A 16528-nucleotide genomic window follows, 5' to 3' on the forward strand; every position below is an offset into this window, starting at 1 on the left:
CTCATAATATCCTCTCGATGTTCGTCGACTAGAAACCGCGCCATCGCGCGAGGCACCTCCGCGATTGCGGCGCTCGCGGCGTCATACTGTCCTGTCGCTTCCGAAAAGTCTGTCCTCTTGACTCGCGATCATTCTTCCCTCTCATTCCTATTATCGATTGTATCCTTTCGTGCGATAATATCACGGCGGCGGACGTCTCGACGGACAATCGGCTGGTTGGGGGGTCTGCGGGACGTCAACCAATTCAACGCCTGCGAGGTGGAATCGATTTGATCGTCGTGCGGTGCATTGGGAAATCCCAAGAGTTCGGTCAAATAGGCCGCGAGCCATGGCGCCCGTTCGGGCAAATGCACTTGTCCGGCCTCGAACCGCGCAGCTTGCGCCAAAAGCCGCGCGAGCTTGTCCCCTTCCGGGCGCAGGGTGATCGCCCGCAAATGGCGGGTCTGGTAGAGGTCCTGCGCCAAAGCCCGGCCGAGTTCGGTCTGTTCGATCAGCGTCGCAGAAGCATGATGCTGCTGATGTATCCGGATGATCGCCCGGCGCGGATTTGGAGCCTCCAGCCGCTCGCGAAACACATCGAGGAGGTAAAATTCAAGGCCAGCCGCACCCCACACCGTGCCGACCGACCAGTCGCTGGTCTCGGACAGGGTCGAAGCGGTATCCCAGGAGATCACCACTCGGTCGAACCGCCCCGGCGGCGTCGTATAATAGCGGAGCCAGTCGCGCTTGATCACATTGCCACCCGGCGGCACCGGCGCTTGCTGATATTGGGCCGAAAAATTCAGACTGCCCTGCGCCCGGCGGATGGCCTCGAGTACGCTCATCGGCTCGCGCGCATCGTGCAGCACTTCTCCGGCGCGGCGGAAATAGACATCCTCTGGATCATCGCTGAGTTGAAAGGCTTTGTCTTCATCCGCGATGGCCGGGATCGAAACAACTTCCCAGATCTCGCCTTCGAGGTCCAGGATGCGCCCGACCAAATCATCCGCATGCAGACGCTGCATGACAATCACGATGGCGCCATTCTGCTTGTCATCGAGACGGGTACAGAGCGTGCCGATGTAGAATTCCCAGACGCGGCGCCGTTCTGCTTCGGACAAAGCATCGAGCGCCTTGATGGGATCATCGATCACGATGAGATCGCCGCCGCGACCCAGGACGGCGCCGCCAACGCCCGAGGCAAACCGATACCCATGCGCACTGGTCACGAATTCGTGGCGACGCTGCACCTTTGATCTTGGTTGCAAGGCCGGAAACAACTGCCGATACCATTGGCTCTCCATGACGCTGCCGGTATCGATGGCAAGCTTGCGCGCCAGTTCGTCGGCATAGGACACAGCGATGATGCGCTTTGTCGGATCGCGTCCCAACATCCAGGCGGTGAAGCCCACGGTCACCGTGATCGACTTCATCGACCGAGGCGGGACATTGATGATAAGACGCTTGATCTCGCCGCGCGCCACACGCGACAGCTGCCAGCAAATGTGATCAATGTGCCAATTGTGCCGGTAGATCTTTTCGGGTTCGAGGGTCCGGAAGACGCGTTCGACGAAGCACGGTAGGCTCTGCCGGTAGAAGGCGCGTGCGACGCGATCGATTTCAGTCACGGGCCTCTTCCCGCTCATCCAGCACTAAATCTTTTCCGTCCGTCTCTTCGTCCGCGTCAGATAGCTTGACCATGTCGTCGGTTAAACCGGAGAACTCGCGCTTGGCTAGGACGCGCTGAAGGATTTCGATATCCTCCGCACTCGTCTCCGTATCTTGCTGCCGGTTAGATCCGATCAGGCGCTCAATTCGGTCGAAAATCGAGTTGATCGCTTTGATGTCGCCCTTGATACCAGCATCGAGGAGTCGCATAACCAGCGCATCAAGGGCGGAGATGACTTTTTTCTCACCGTCCATCGTGACGGTAACAGGTCGAATCAGGGCTTCCTGAAACGTGGTCTCCAAATTGACCGTGCCCTTTTTTTGCCCCCGGGATTTCCCGATATGCCTTTCTCCCACCGGGTATGGCGGGGAGGCCTTCCCCTGCCGATCTTGTAATCAGCTCGTTCGGAAGATTTATCCGACTTGCGCATGGCGGACCCTCCCCTTAGGCTGCGCGTATGCGCTTGCGAACCCGCGCCGGCGGCGGGGTAAGGCTCTCGTGGACAGAGGGATTGGGATCACAGGCCACTTCGGGATTGCTGGCTCGCCGGGCAGCCACTTCCGCGAACGTTGACCCGGTGTCAGCATGTCGCGCCTGTTTGCCGGACCATTTTTCCCAGCGCCGCACCGCGACGTCGACATATTTTGGATCAAGCTCGATGGTTCGAGCTCGTCGTCCGATTTTTGCCGCTGCAAGGATCGTCGTGCCAGACCCACAAAAAGGATCCATGACGATGTCATTTCTATCAGAGACGTCGCGGATCGCGTCGGCGATCATCGCGCAGTTTTTTATCGTCGGATGATCGGCGAGCTGCTCGGTACGATTGGGTCCAAAGCTTGCAAGGCCGGGATACGACCACACGTTTGTGCGGCAGCGACCATGGCGCCCCAATTCAACCCGATTTTTATGAGAGGCATTACCCTTCTTCAAGACGAAAACGAACTCGTGTTGTGAGCGGTACAGGCTCCCCATTCCGCCCATACCTTTGTTCCACACGCATACATTCAGAAGTGTCAAACCGACCGAACGCGCGGCATCGAGTATCTCTCGCTGGTGTCTCCAGTCCATAAAAACAAACAAGACACCGCCTGCGACCAATGACCCCGACGTTGCGCAGAGGAACACTGTCAAGAATGTTGTAAACTCCTGGCCAGACATCTCACCGGAAGCCATGACGAAATCGGGATGCCTAACCTTGCCGAGGCCCGAGATGTGGCCTTCACTTTTTACGTTATAGGGCGGATTACAAATCGCCGCTTGCGCCAATGAACCGTCCAGAGCACGCGCATGAACCTTGTCGTCACGGGCACCTCCGCACAATATGCAATGCTCGTCCATTAGCCACAAATCGCCGAGGCGAGAGATGGTAGGTCCTTCAAAATTGGCTTCAAAGCAATCATCCGGGTCTGGCACATCGCCCTTCTTGGCAGCTTCGATGGTTTGATCGATCGCGCCAAACGAAAAGCCCGTGATTTCCAACTCGAAATTCGGATCGCAATCGCCATCCAGTTCAAGGAGGCTGGAAAACTCAATCGCAAGCAGGTCTTGGTCCCACCCTGCCAGTTCAGCTAGCCTATTGTCAGCAATTCGGAGGGCTTTCAGTTGTGCGTGGTTGAGATGGTGAAGGCAGATGACTGGAACGCGTTCCAGCCCTAGGAGCTTTGCGGCGGCCATTCGGCCATGGCCCGCGATCAGCCCCCCGTCAGCGTCGATGATCAGCGGGCTGACAAAACCGAATGCCTTGATACTCTCGGCTATTTTCCCAATTTGGTCGGGAGTGTGGGTGCGTGGATTGTTGCTGTATTCAGCGAGTTCGGTTGGCGAGACGTAGCTAATCGCCAGCGCGAGGCCCGGCGAAAAGGCCAAACCCTGCTTTGCGATCTTTCGCGTCGCCCGGACCGGCGCGGAACTGGAAACGGATGGTTTGCCAACGGGAGGGGCGGATGTATCGAGGCGCTTAGTCATGGGACAGCCTTTGGCAAGAGGAAACCGAACTCCGGACCGAGATCTGGAGCGGCGATTTCGCCAAGGCCTGCCTACTTTTGAAAGACTCGCCTACAAACGATGGAGAACCATACGTCTATTTCCAACCATTGTCAACATTTTATAAGTATTTGATAAATATATGAATTTCAACCATCAAACAAATTCTTTGTCAACTTGACCCCTATACTGATTCTTTGGTGGTCACTTGCCAAAACTGCGGTGATCCTACCAGCTATACTCAATTTCGTTTTCTGCGTTTTTCCCTGCATTTTTCCCTGCTCTGAGGGAAAATTTTGCGAGAGACGGGTTCGCGCGCGACTGTCTCATCAGCCACAAAACTTCATGGTTTTACTAGGTATTTTCGGTTGCGGCACTTGCCGAAATAGTCCCGAGAATTCCGTGTGTTAGCGCTCACTTGAGTGCAATGGTTCCCAGCAGAGACGTCAAACGCCCAGGTGTGGGGCGCGAAGACGCGTGGTGTCTCTCAGGGCCATTTTTGGGTTGTCGGATGTGGAGCGCTTCGCCGGAGTGCTGGGGAAGACTTAGGGCAACATTGAGGAAACGGGCCTGTTCCTGCCAGTCATGCGGCAGGTCTTTGCTCAGCCGTAAGAGCCGGGTGGACGTGAGCTCGATGGGGCGCCGTCCTGCCAAAACAGCGCGAATGATATCGGGAGAGAGATAAGACAGCCGGACAAGCGAAGTGAGGCGAAACTTGTTCATTCCGAGGCGCGCGCTCATTGCCTCGATGCTGTCGTCAGATCCTGAGAGAAGCAAGCTTCGGATCGCGAAAGCCTCCGTGACGAGTTCGACAATGCCTTGGTTGACTTGCGCGTTGACGCCACTGGCGATGACGAGGCGCTTCCCCTTGCCGGCGCGGCGCAGCTTCGCCTCGATTGACAGGACAACAGGATCAAGACCGGGCTCGCCTTGCACTTTTGCCCGTAGCACCTTGGCGATCTTTGCTCGGTTCAACTGGATTTCGATCCGGTCGGTGAGGACTATTTGCTCAACAATATCCCGGACGAGGCTTCTCATCTCGATCGGCGGGATGGCGAACCAGCGCTTTGAAATGGCGTTGGCATGGCACAAAGCGGCATCGAGCCCATGGACATCAAGATCAAGTGGTGCGAGAGAGTCGGCGACGCCGGTCCTCGACGCGAAGAACGTGCGGAGATGGTCGAGCACCAGCGCTTCGATGTCGCCCGCCGGAATGCGCCAGCCATTGACCGGCTTGGCGCGGGCACGGGTGATCAGTGCCGTCGAGACATAATAGCGATAACGTCTGCCCTTCTTGACCGCATGGGTCGGTGTGAGACGCTGGCCGTCGCTATCAAAGATCAAACCGGCCAACAGGCTCGGCTGCTCCGCGCCCACCGCCAGGGAACGCTCGCGGCGGTTGGCGGCGAGTCTGTCCTGGACGATCTGCCAGAGTTCGGGATCGATGATCGCTTCGTGCTGGCCTGGGTAGACTTTGCCTTTTTGGGCGACCTCGCCGCGGTAGAGATGGTTCTGCAGCATCAGGTAGAGCGCGCCGCGGGCGAAGTGTTTACCGCCGGACAGCACGCCGTGGGCGCCCTCGCGGCGCTTGCTCACGATCCCCAGCCGGTCGAGCTCGGCTTTGAGCATGGCCACTGAGCCGAGCTCGGCATAGCGCCGGAAAATCCTCCGAACGGTCGCCGCCTCGGCCTCGTTGACGATGAGCTTGCGGTCTTTCACATCATAGCCAAGCGGCACATTGCCGCCCATCCATAGGCCCCTGGCTTTCGACGCCGCGATCTTGTCGCGGATGCGCTCGCCGGCGATCTCACGCTCGAACTGGGCAAAGGAGAGCAGCATGTTGAGGGTCAGGCGCCCCATCGAGGTCGTGGTGTTGAACTGCTGCGTGACCGAAACGAAGGAGGCGTTATGGGTGTCCAACACCTCGACGATCTTGGCGAAATCGGCGAGCGACCGGGTCAGGCGGTCAACCTTGTAGACGACGATGATCTGGACTTTGCCCGCTTGGACATCAGAGAGGAGCCGCTGCAGGGCCGGGCGCTCCATCGTGCCGCCGGGGAGAGGCCCCCATCGTCATACATGTCCGGCAGTGCGACCCAGCCGGCATGGCGCTGGCTCGTCACATAGGCCTCACAGGCTTCGCGCTGCGCGGCGAGCGAGTTGAACCCCTGCTCGAGACCATCTTCGGACGACTTGCGGGTGTAGACGGCGCAGCGGACATTCTGACTGGACTTCGGGCGGTCAGGCTTGCGCATGTTCGCCCCCTTCCCTTTCCATCGCTTGGGCAGCGCCTTTCCTCAAACCAAAAAAACGAGGACCCGACCAATGGGCTCCGGTGATCTCACGGGCGATGAGGGTGAGGGACCGGTAGCGCCCGCCATTCCATTCGAACCCTTGCGCCTCGACAAGAACGGTGTGGGTGATCCCGCGCCATTCGCGCACGAGCCGCGTGCCGGTCTTCAGAGAGATCTGCGGCACGGGCTTGGGCGCATCACTTATCGTCGTTTCGCCGATTGAGCGCTCGAGCTTGCGGAGAATCGATGAGGAGAGGCCGCCGAGCGGCCTCTCCTGGAGCTTTTAGCTGATCCCGCGCACCAAGAGATCGCGAGATAGCCGCATCGGCGGCGCCATCCGGTGCAGCCGCCGCCAACTCGCCGCGCAGCTCGAAGATCGTCATCTCCGCGAGCCGCAGCAGCTCCTCGGCGAGATTGATCGACGGTTTCGCCATGTCAGCGGACGCGGCGCGTCTCGATCCGGTAGCGGCGACCACCCTCATCGGGCTTCGCTGACGTCAGCGAGAACCCGAGCTTCCTTTTCACCGTGCCCGCCAAAAAGCCGCGGACGCTGTGCTGCTGCCAACTGGTCGCTTGCATCATCTCGTTGATCGTGGCGCCCTCCGGCCGGCTGAGAAGTGTGAGCATCCGCTCCTGCTTTGTGACCCCGGCCGCTGGTTCGTTGGCCTCTCGCAGCACGATCGCTGTGGTAGCTTGCGTGACTTGCGGTTTTGGGGAGCGCCGTGGCTTCTTGTCCGTGGCGAAGCACACGACTTCCCGTTCATCAGCTTTGGGGGGCTGTTTCGTGCCGGAGACATTTGCAGGCTTCGGCTCCATGGACCGCAGCGGTTTTTTGGAGCAAACCACAGCCGGCGGCGACTTGCGCCGTGACACAGATTCAGCCCTTCCCTTTTTGGGAATAGCGCTCGCGGGGATTTGGGTCATTTCGGTGGAATGGATCGACATGATTTAGGCTCCTTTGGGTCGCAACGCCGTAATGGACGCTCGCACGACCCCAAGCCCCGCACATCGCGGGGCGAGCCCTAACTGCGCCGGCCAGTACCCAAGTCCGCAGCCGACGCCCACAGCAATGCGTAGTCTGCCGCCGAAGTCCAGTCGAATTCGGAGTTCAAATCTCGTTTTGTGTCGCTTCCGTGCACGTCCTTATCCACCCGCTTAGGAGCGAAAGCGGATTATCTCGACGCGGTGTATCCGCGCGCCGAGATCACAGTCGGTCGCTCCTACAAACGTGGGGGGTCGAGTCGGAGGTCCGCTACCTCCATTCCCCCCCAAACGATCTGCCAGATTTTGCCCTACCGCTTCCGGGCCGGGGACCGTCGATTTACGTTCATGATGGTGTTTAAACTCCCAGCGTCGGAACTCTGGCGCGCAATGGAATGAAACCGGAGCCCCTCTATGCTCAAATCTGCATTGATCATCCTCATCGCCTCGGCCAATGCCCCGGATTACAGCTATCTTGATTTCCTGAAAATGCCGGAACGGGAGCGCTCCGTATTGATCGATGGCTTCCTGATGGCCCTCGGAAAGTATGGGGACCCGGATTTTGCGCAGTGCGCGAACGATGCCTTTTACGGCCGGGATGGAAAACAGGAGTTTTTCGACGTCGTCGAGAGTCTCGATGAGAACCCCTACGGACCAGCGGAGCCCGATCATCAGCTTCTGTCAGCCCTGAAGGGTTTCATTACCAGCCACTGCAGCAAGACATTCAAGATGCCCTGGAATTTTTCGAAATAACGGTTCCAGAGTCCAACCGCTCGGGAGACCTCACATGGCTCTATCCATCCGACCGATGCAATGGGCAGACCTGCCTGAGCTGCATCAGGCCCCGCCCCTTGATGAAACCGATCTGGATTGCCTTGAGGAAGTCCGCGCTGTGCTGGCGCGCCATGGCAAACTGGCCCGGTTCGCCCTGCATCTGGCGCATCGCCATTTCAACCTCGCGCCCGGCGAAATCCTGATCGAGCGCCCGGACCCGGACGGCCGCACCCAGCACATCACGGTCGGCAGGCTGGACGACGAGCCAGAAGCGCGTCCCACAACCTGGCTGTTCGAGGAAGGTCCGGAATTGCGCCTGTCCGACGCGGTCTACTGCATCTGCGTTTCGGACCCGAACAAGACGGACGCCTGCATCCGCCACGGCAAGAGCCGCTCACCGGGGGCCGCTCACCAGAGGGATGACGCTGCGAAACAGCAGCGGATTTCAGAAGATAGGGGACGCCACGAACGCGGCTTTCCAGCCGGCGGCCATAACGAGCCCGATCGGGAAAGATAAGGGAACCGGCTGTAAAGTGTATAACTTGGCGAAATGTAAAAGTTCGGGGCTTCTTTTCGCATAGGAATGGTCGTAAAACCCTTCTATGCTTTCTTTAATTGACAATAGTCATAAGTTTTCGAAGTCGGTTCGTCTCCGACATGCGTATCGCGTCGATTCCGTGCTTACAGCGCGTTACGGCGGCAGCATCGATGCTACCCCAACATCACTGTCAACGACGCGCCAGTCCGCCATGATACCCTGAGCTGACCATGTCCAATCCCTTTTTCGATCACCCTATTCTGAATTCACCGTACGAGTGCCCTCTGAGACACTGGGAGCTTGATGAATCGGGCCAACCCACGCAGAAACTCGTTGAAAGCCGACGCGGCGCAAAATTCATCACCCCGATTCCAAAGCCGAAGAAACGAAAAGCTGCCGCGCAATCGGGTTTTGTGTTTGACGAAGGCAAAGGCCTTTCGACCAAGGAGCAGCAATACGATCCGAATTCGATCATCAATGAAGTCCGGAGCTATGTCGATACTTGGCGTAGTCTGCCCAACTCCAGTCAGTGGCAGGTCACGCCGGAGACTGCCAGACTCCTTCAGCATTGGCGGCAGCATAATTTCAGCAGTGTCCGCCCCTTTTTCTGCCAGATCGAGGCGGTTGAAACGGCGATATGGCTTACGGAAGTCGCGTCGCAATCTAAGAATGGGAAACGACTGCTCGATCTTCTCGCTTCAGCGAACAGAGATGCCAACCCCGAATTAATGCGACTTGCGCTGAAGCTGGCCACCGGCGCAGGTAAGACGACCGTCATGGCAATGATCATCGCCTGGCAGACGGTCAACGCAGTGCGCCACCCCACAAGCAAACAATTTACGCGGGGCTTTCTGGTTTGTGCTCCCGGACTAACGATCAAGGACCGGTTGCGCGTCCTGCAACCGAATGATCCGGACAGCTATTACGCCAGCCGCGAACTCGTTCCCGGCGACATGCTCGAAGACGTAAGGCGGGCCAAGATTGTCATCACCAACTACCACGCTTTCAAACTTCGAGAACGCATTGAACTTTCGAAAGGCGGACGGCAACTCCTGCAAGGCCGATTGGGTGATGAGCTGAACACACGGGAGACGGAAGGACAAATGCTCCAGCGTGTCATGCCCGACCTGATGGGCATGAAGAATATTATCGTCATCAATGACGAGGCGCATCACTGTTATCGTGAAAAGCCTAAAGAATCGGATGATGAAGACCTGAAAGGCGACGAGAAGAAAGAGGCTGAAAAGAACAACGAAGCTGCGCGCCTGTGGATTTCAGGTCTCGAAGCCGTGAATCGCCAGCTGAGTGTGAGCCGCGTTTTAGATTTGTCCGCAACGCCATTCTTCCTTCGTGGTTCCGGCTACGCCGAAGGCACTTTGTTCCCGTGGACGATGAGCGATTTTTCGCTCATGGACGCTATCGAGTGCGGCATCGTGAAATTGCCGCGTGTTCCGGTGGCGGAAAACATCCCCGGCAAGGAAATGCCGATGTTCCGCGATCTTTGGGAGAATATCCGCAAGGATATGCCCAAGAAAGGGCGCGGCAAAGGCGAGGAACTCGACCCTCTTAAACTGCCCGTTCGCTTGCAGACGGCGCTGGAAGCGCTCTATGGGCATTATGAAAAAACGTTCAATCTCTGGAAGGACAGAGGCATCAAGGTGCCTCCCTGTTTTATTATCGTCTGCCAGAACACGGCCATCTCGAAACTGGTTTATGACTTCATTTCCGGGTTTCATCGCAAGAACGTGGACGGCACTTCGACGCTGGAACATGGGCGCCTGGCGCTGTTCCGCAATTTCGATGAAACTACGGGCAATCCGCTTCCCCGTCCAAATACCCTCCTGATCGACAGTGAACAGCTCGAAGCCGGCGATGCGCTCGACGATAACTTTCGTGGCATGGCCGCTGACGAGATCGAGCGGTTTCGTCGCGAAATTGTAGAGCGCAGCGGCGATGCCCGTGCCGGCGATAACATCACCGATCAGGAATTGCTCCGCGAGGTCATGAATACAGTCGGCAAGGCCGGCCAGCTTGGCGGTTCAGTGCGCTGCGTCGTGTCCGTTTCGATGCTCACGGAAGGATGGGATGCAAACACTGTAACCCATGTTCTCGGCGTTCGCGCCTTTGGCACACAGCTGTTGTGCGAGCAGGTAATTGGCCGCGCATTGCGTCGTCAGTCTTACGAAGTCAACGAGGATGGACCCGATAAGGGGCTTTTCAACGTCGAGTACGCCGACGTCTTCGGCATTCCCTTCGACTTCACCGCAAAGCCGGTGGTGGCGCCGCCCCAGCCGCCCCGTGAGACAGTTCAAGTCAAGGCGGTCCGGCCCGACCGTGATGCACTCGAAATCCGCTTCCCCCGTGTCGAAGGCTACCGTGTGGAGTTGCCCGAGGAAAGGCTGACCGCCGATTTTAACGATGACTCCATTCTGGTCTTAAGCCCGGACATCGTCGGCCCCTCCATCACGCGCAATTCGGGCATTATCGGCGAAGGCGTGGATATGAGCCTGAAACATCTGGGCGACATGCGGCCTTCGACGCTCGTCTTCAATGTCACCCAGCGGCTGCTCTACACCAAATGGCGGGACCCCGGCGAGGAACCGAAGCTCCACCTTTTTGGTCAACTGAAACGCATTACCAAGCAATGGCTTGACTCCTGTCTCATCTGCAAGGGCGAAACCTATCCCGCGTTGCTGATGTATCAGGAGCTGGCCGACATGGCCTGTAACCGCATCACCGCAGCTATCACCCGGCAGTTTTTGGGCGAACGTCCGATCAAGGCGTTGCTCGACCCCTACAATCGCATCGGCTCGACCAGCCATGTCAGGTTCAACACGTCGCGCGCAGACCGCTGGGAAACGGGCGGGCCGCCGCCGAAGAATCACGTCAATTGGGTCATACTCGACAGCGACTGGGAGGGCGAGTTTTGTCGGGTCGCTGAATCTCATCCCAAGGTGCTCGCCTACACCAAGAACCATAACCTTGGACTTGAAGTGCCGTATCGATACGGCTCCGAGACGCGCAAGTATCTACCGGACTTTATTGTTCTGGTGGATGACGGCCACGGTACGGATGATCCGTTGCATCTCGTGGTCGAAATCAAGGGTTACCGCCGCGAGGACGCGAAGGAAAAGAAATCCACGATGGACACTTATTGGGTGCCAGCGGTGAACCATCTCGGCACATGCGGCCGTTGGGCATTTGCCGAATTTACGGAAATCTATCAGATCGAGTCCGATTTCAAGGCCAAGGTCGAAAGCGAGTTCAACAAATTGATTGCGTCCGCCATTGTGCAGGCGGCGGACGGGAAAGAATAATTATGGCCAAAAGCCCCTCAATCAAGACCATCGAAACTCTGACGCATGACGCTGAAAAGCGGAAGAACATCCCGACGGCCGAATTTCAATCGGTGCTGGAAAAGGAGCAACAAGCTCCGAAGAAAATCCGCTACCCGCGAAATACCGACCTTGATCCTCAACTGGTCTGGCGTGGCAAGGATGAGCAGGATTGGAGCGACCTCATTGTTCATGCTCCGCCGCTTTATATTCAGGAGAAGGTGCACCCCAAAGCCTTGATCGACGATCTCCTGCGTCAATCCAGGGAGCGTGAGCATAACGCCGGGCAGCTCACAGCCGACCTTTTCGCGGACTTTAACGGCATCCCCACAGGCGTGGACAAGACCGAATTCTATCAGCACGACCAGAACTGGTCGAACCGGATGATCCTCGGTGATTCTCTTCAGGTCATGGCGAGTCTGGCGGAACGCGAGGGCTTGCGGGGCAAAGTGCAGTGCATCTACATCGATCCGCCCTACGGCATAAAGTTTAATAGCAATTTTCAATGGTCAACCACGAGCCGTGACGTAAAGGATGGCAAAGTCGATCAAATTACCCGTGAGCCGGAGCAGGTGAAAGCCTTTCGCGATACCTGGCGGGATGGCATTCACAGTTACCTCACCTATCTTCGTGACCGACTCATGGTGGCCCGTGATCTCCTCACAGAGTCAGGTTCTATCTTTGTCCAAATCGGCGACGAAAATGTTCACCGCGTTCGGGCTCTTATGGATGAGGTGTTTGGTGATGAGAATATTATAGCCGACCTTATTGTTCAAACGACTACCAGTGCTTCAAGCGAATATATAGATAACGTTACCGATCACATTTTGTGGTATAGCCGAAACGGCCGCTCCACGAAATATCGAGCGCTCACGACGGATAAAATGGACTTATCTTCATCATCGCTCCTGTATAGGCACGTGCGACTTGATGATGGCCGAACCTTTCGCAATTCGGAGCCCGCCGAACACCCTAGTGATCTGAACCCACGAACATTTCGAATAAGTGAAATTACTTCACAGACGCAGGCTAGCACTACACGATACCTAGCAGAGTTTAGGGGCCAGAAATACGATATAGGCAAGAGGCAGTGGTCGACCCCTCCGAGTGGGATGCAACGCTTGATTCGATCAGACCGGGTGACACGTTCCGGAGTTTCGATCGCTTATATGCGGATGCTGGATGACTATGCCGTGGTTCCATTAAGGAACATTTGGACTGATACGGGTACTGGATCTTTTACGGATCCTAAAGTTTATGTAGTTCAAACAGGAAGCAAGGTGATCCAGCGCTGCCTTCTAATGGCGACCGATCCGGGCGACCTAGTGCTCGATCCTACCTGTGGTTCCGGAACCACCGCTGCTGTCGCCGAACAATGGGGCCGCCGTTGGATCACGATTGACACGTCGCGCGTGGCACTAGCTCTAGCCCGTGCTCGTATAATGGGAGCACGCTATCCGTTTTACTTACTAGCCGATTCCCGCGAAGGGCAGATCAAGGAAGGCGAAGTCGCCAGAACTGCGCCGAGTTCCCAACCAGTGCGCGGGAACATCCGCCATGGCTTCGTCTATGAGCGTGTGCCGCACATCACGCTCAAATCAATTGCGAACAATGCCGAAATCGATGTCATCTGGGACAAGTGGCAGGCAAAGCTGGAGCCGCTGCGCGAGTCGCTGAACGCGGCGCTCAAGAAGACCTGCGCGGAATGGGAAATTCCGCGTGATGTGGACAAAACATGGCCGGAGCAGGCGAAGAAACTTCACGCCGCTTGGTGGCAAGCTCGCATTGCTCGGCAAAAGGAAAACGATGCTTCCATCGCTGCCAAAGCCGAATTCGAATATCTCTACGACAAACCTTATGATGATAAAAAGAAGGTTCGCGTGGCCGGACCCTTCACGGTCGAAAGTCTGTCACCACACCGCGTGCTGGGCGTCGATGAAAACGATGAATTGATCGACGGCTTCAGGGAGGACGGAGACGAATACGGAGCGAAGCAAACCTTCCCGCAAATGATTCTGGAGAACCTCAAGACCGCCGGAGTTCAGCAGGCGCATAAAGATGACCGGATTACTTTCACCGCGCTCATCCCATGGCCCGGCGATCTGGTCTGCGCCGAAGGCCGGTACATGGAGGGGGACGTAGAAAAACGCGCCGCCATCTTTATCGGCCCCGAGTTTGGCACGGTCCAGCGGACGGACCTCGTTGCCGCCGCCCGTGAGGCTGGCGATGCCGCGTTCGATGTCTTGATCGCCTGCGCCTTCAATTACGAGGCGCATACTACAGAGTTCAACAAGTTAGGCCGCATCCCCGTGCTCAAGGCCCGCATGAACGCTGACCTGCACATGGCGGAAGACCTCAAGAACACCGGTAAAGGCAATCTCTTCGTCATCTTTGGCGAGCCGGACATTACCCTTCTGCCGGAGGCGGACGGCAAACTTCGCATCAAGGTCAACGGCGTGGATGTCTTCAAACCGCAAACCGGGGAAGTCGTCAGCGATGGGGCCGATGGAATTGCCTGCTGGTTTATCGACACCGATTACAACGAAGAGAGTTTCTTCGTCCGCCACGCCTACTTTCTCGGTGCGAATGATCCCTACAACGCCCTGAAAACAACCCTGAAAGCCGAAATCGACCCGGAAGCATGGGCGACGTTGAACAGCGACACGTCCCGTCCTTTCGCCAAGCCGAAGAACGGCCGGATTGCCGTCAAGGTTATCAATCATCTCGGCGATGAGGTCATGAAGGTGTTCAGGGTTTGATCCCATGGAATTCCGCATCGCCGACACATTTACCGATAGTCTTGCCCGCCTGACCGGCGACGAGCAGAAGGTCGTCAAGACGACGGCCTTCGACTTGCAGCTCAACCCGGCCAGTCCCGGCCTCAGTTTTCACAAGCTCGTTAAGGCGAAGGATAAGAAATTCTGGTCGGTGCGGGCGAGCAGCGACATTCGGCTTATCGTTCACAGGAGCGATGCCAGCCTTTTGCTCTGCTATGTCGGACACCACGACGACGCTTATGATTGGGCTGAACGGCGAAAACTGGAGACGCATCCCAAGACAGGCGCCGCGCAACTCGTCGAAATTCGCGAGACGGTCAAGGAAATCTTCGTCCCGGTTTTCGTCCAGACGGAGGTTGCCAGCGCGCCGCAACCGTCTCATCCGAAAAGTTGCATTTTCGCCGATATGTCCGACGATGAACTTCTGGGTTACGGCGTCCCCGTCGAATGGTTAAGTGATATCAAGATGGCGAGCGAGGACACGTTGCTTGCCTTGACCGATCACTTGCCAGGCGAGGCTGCGGAAGCGTTGCTGGAACTTGCGACCGGCGGCAAGCCCAGAGCGCCTCAGCCAGCAGCTCCCGCAACAAGTCCCTTCGATCATCCCGACGCGCAACGTCGATTCCGCGTTATGGCGAATGTGGATGAGTTGCAGCGCGCGCTCGATTTCCCATGGGAAAAATGGACTGTCTTCCTCCACCCCGAACAGCGTCAATTGGTGGAGCGCGATTATACGGGGCCTGCGCGTGTTTCCGGGTCAGCAGGCACGGGCAAGACCATCGTCGCGTTGCACCGTGCGGCGCATCTGGCCCGCACAAACCCTGATGCACGGGTTCTGCTGACAACTTTTTCCGACGCGCTCGCCAATGCCCTGCAAACCAAACTGAACCGATTACTTGGAAATGAGCCGCGTCTGGCGGAAAGAATTGATGTCCATTCCCTCAATGCAATCGGTCTCCGGCTTTATAAGGCTCATATAGGGCAGCCGACGATCGCCGGCGACGAGGTCGTCCACGAGCTGATCCGAAAGGCCGCAAGTGCCGTAGATGAACACAAATTCGGACTGCATTTTCTCATAACGGAATGGGAACAGGTCGTTGATGCATGGCAGTTGGACGACTGGGAAGCATACCGCGATGTAGTTCGTCTCGGCAGGAAAACACGAATTCCGGAGCCACAACGTAAAATGTTATGGTCCATATTCGAGCGCGTCCGCGTCGGCCTGAAGGCACAGAAGCTGATGACGTACGCGCAGCTATTTAGCTCGCTGGCTACGTCAATCACCAACAACAAAAATACAGTCTTCGACTTTATCGTTGTAGACGAGGCGCAGGACGTCAGCGTTGCGCACATGCGCTTCTTCGCTGCTTTGGGAAAAGGTCGTTTAAACGCGCTCTTTTTTGCTGGCGACATCGGGCAGCGCATCTTTCAACAGCCATTCTCATGGAAGGCGCTTGGCGTCGATATTCGGGGCCGATCCCGCACTTTGCGCGTGAATTATCGGACATCACATCAAATCCGAACTCAGGCGGACCGCCTGCTTGGACCAGCCGTATGCGACGTGGACGGCAACAAGGAGGATCGGAGCGATACGGTTTCGGTGTTCAATGGCCCGGCGCCCACGATTCATGCGCTTAAGTCGGAGAGCGAAGAGACATCGCTTGTCGCCAACTGGATCAAAAACCATGGCAAAGGCGGATTGCTGCCGCACGAGTTTGGCATATTCGTCCGGTCGGCAGCGCAGCTGGATCGTGCCCGCGCCGCTGTGATGGCATCCGGCCTTTCTTTCAAGATTCTCGATGACCGTGTTGAAACCGCCAACGGCCACGTTTCAATTTGTACCATGCACTTGGCCAAGGGGCTGGAGTTTCGCGCCGTCGTCGTGATGGCCTGTGACGACGAAATCATCCCATTGCAGGAACGCATCGAAACAGTCGGCGACAATGCCGATTTGCAAGAAGTCTATGAAACCGAGCGTCATCTTCTCTACGTCGCCTGTACGCGGGCGCGGGACTTTTTGCTCGTAACGAGTGTCGAGCCAGCGTCCGAATTCCTCGACGATCTGACGGTATGAGCGGAAACTACCCTTTCCGTGAGCCATGAATCTCTTCGCATCCCCATCTTGAATCGTTCCCCCTAAGTCGGTCCACGCAGACGGCCTCTCCATGTGGGGACTTATGACCGGTCCCGCCTCCGGA

The 16528-nt window shown here is 57.1% G+C and carries 13 protein-coding genes; 5 read left to right on the forward strand and 8 right to left on the reverse strand.

The window, feature by feature from the left end; genetic code table 11:
• Nucleotides 1-128: 128 nt before the first annotated feature.
• The 8 genes from terL to QEV83_RS09075 form a co-directional block, all read right to left on the reverse strand.
• On the reverse strand, nucleotides 129-1607 hold the full coding sequence (gene terL, locus QEV83_RS09040) for a phage terminase large subunit (protein WP_280130856.1): 1479 nt from the start codon (nucleotides 1605-1607) through the stop codon (nucleotides 129-131).
• Entirely contained in the window at nucleotides 1600-1950 is a 351-nt protein-coding gene (locus QEV83_RS09045) for a DUF5681 domain-containing protein (RefSeq protein WP_280130857.1), read from the reverse strand. Before QEV83_RS09045 ends, terL begins: the two co-directional genes overlap by 8 nt.
• A gap of 142 nt (nucleotides 1951-2092) precedes the next feature.
• Nucleotides 2093-3613, reverse strand: a complete 1521-nt coding sequence (locus QEV83_RS09050; RefSeq protein ID WP_280130858.1) for a DNA methyltransferase — start codon at nucleotides 3611-3613, stop codon at nucleotides 2093-2095.
• Between the two features lie 432 nt (nucleotides 3614-4045).
• Nucleotides 4046-5677, reverse strand: coding sequence for a recombinase family protein (locus QEV83_RS09055; protein WP_280130859.1), 1632 nt, complete (start codon nucleotides 5675-5677; stop codon nucleotides 4046-4048).
• Nucleotides 5590-5886, reverse strand: coding sequence for a recombinase family protein (locus QEV83_RS09060; RefSeq protein ID WP_280130860.1), 297 nt, complete (start codon nucleotides 5884-5886; stop codon nucleotides 5590-5592). The genes QEV83_RS09055 and QEV83_RS09060 overlap by 88 nt, the downstream gene beginning before the upstream one ends.
• Entirely contained in the window at nucleotides 5873-6169 is a 297-nt protein-coding gene (locus QEV83_RS09065) for a DUF2924 domain-containing protein (RefSeq protein WP_348273275.1), read from the reverse strand. The genes QEV83_RS09060 and QEV83_RS09065 overlap by 14 nt, the downstream gene beginning before the upstream one ends.
• The gene (locus QEV83_RS09070; RefSeq protein ID WP_280130861.1) at nucleotides 6123-6359 is read right to left on the reverse strand and encodes a hypothetical protein; all 237 of its coding nucleotides are present in this window, start codon (nucleotides 6357-6359) and stop codon (nucleotides 6123-6125) included. The genes QEV83_RS09065 and QEV83_RS09070 overlap by 47 nt, the downstream gene beginning before the upstream one ends.
• 1 nt (nucleotide 6360) lies before the next feature.
• The gene (locus QEV83_RS09075; protein ID WP_280130862.1) at nucleotides 6361-6870 is read right to left on the reverse strand and encodes a DUF3489 domain-containing protein; all 510 of its coding nucleotides are present in this window, start codon (nucleotides 6868-6870) and stop codon (nucleotides 6361-6363) included.
• 450 nt (nucleotides 6871-7320) lie between these two features.
• Here QEV83_RS09075 and QEV83_RS09080 point away from each other — a divergent pair, with 450 nt between their 5' ends.
• The 5 genes from QEV83_RS09080 (at nucleotide 7321) to QEV83_RS09100 (ending at nucleotide 16404) form a co-directional block, all read left to right on the forward strand.
• On the forward strand, nucleotides 7321-7659 hold the full coding sequence (locus tag QEV83_RS09080; protein ID WP_280130863.1) for a hypothetical protein: 339 nt from the start codon (nucleotides 7321-7323) through the stop codon (nucleotides 7657-7659).
• Between the two features lie 34 nt (nucleotides 7660-7693).
• Nucleotides 7694-8197 carry a hypothetical protein gene (locus QEV83_RS09085; RefSeq protein ID WP_280130864.1) on the forward strand — a complete coding sequence of 168 codons (504 nt, stop codon included), beginning with the start codon at nucleotides 7694-7696 and terminating at the stop codon, nucleotides 8195-8197.
• A gap of 251 nt (nucleotides 8198-8448) precedes the next feature.
• Nucleotides 8449-11535, forward strand: coding sequence for a DEAD/DEAH box helicase family protein (locus QEV83_RS09090; protein WP_280130865.1), 3087 nt, complete (start codon nucleotides 8449-8451; stop codon nucleotides 11533-11535).
• A gap of 2 nt (nucleotides 11536-11537) precedes the next feature.
• Nucleotides 11538-14312 (forward strand): site-specific DNA-methyltransferase, encoded by a 2775-nt coding sequence (locus QEV83_RS09095; RefSeq protein ID WP_280130866.1) that lies wholly within the window; start codon nucleotides 11538-11540, stop codon nucleotides 14310-14312.
• A 4-nt stretch (nucleotides 14313-14316) separates the two neighbouring features.
• Nucleotides 14317-16404 (forward strand): UvrD-helicase domain-containing protein, encoded by a 2088-nt coding sequence (locus QEV83_RS09100; RefSeq protein WP_280130867.1) that lies wholly within the window; start codon nucleotides 14317-14319, stop codon nucleotides 16402-16404.
• Nucleotides 16405-16528 lie beyond the last annotated feature (124 nt).

The sequence above is a fragment of the Methylocapsa sp. D3K7 genome (assembly GCF_029855125.1).
Lineage (GTDB): Bacteria > Pseudomonadota > Alphaproteobacteria > Rhizobiales > Beijerinckiaceae > Methylocapsa.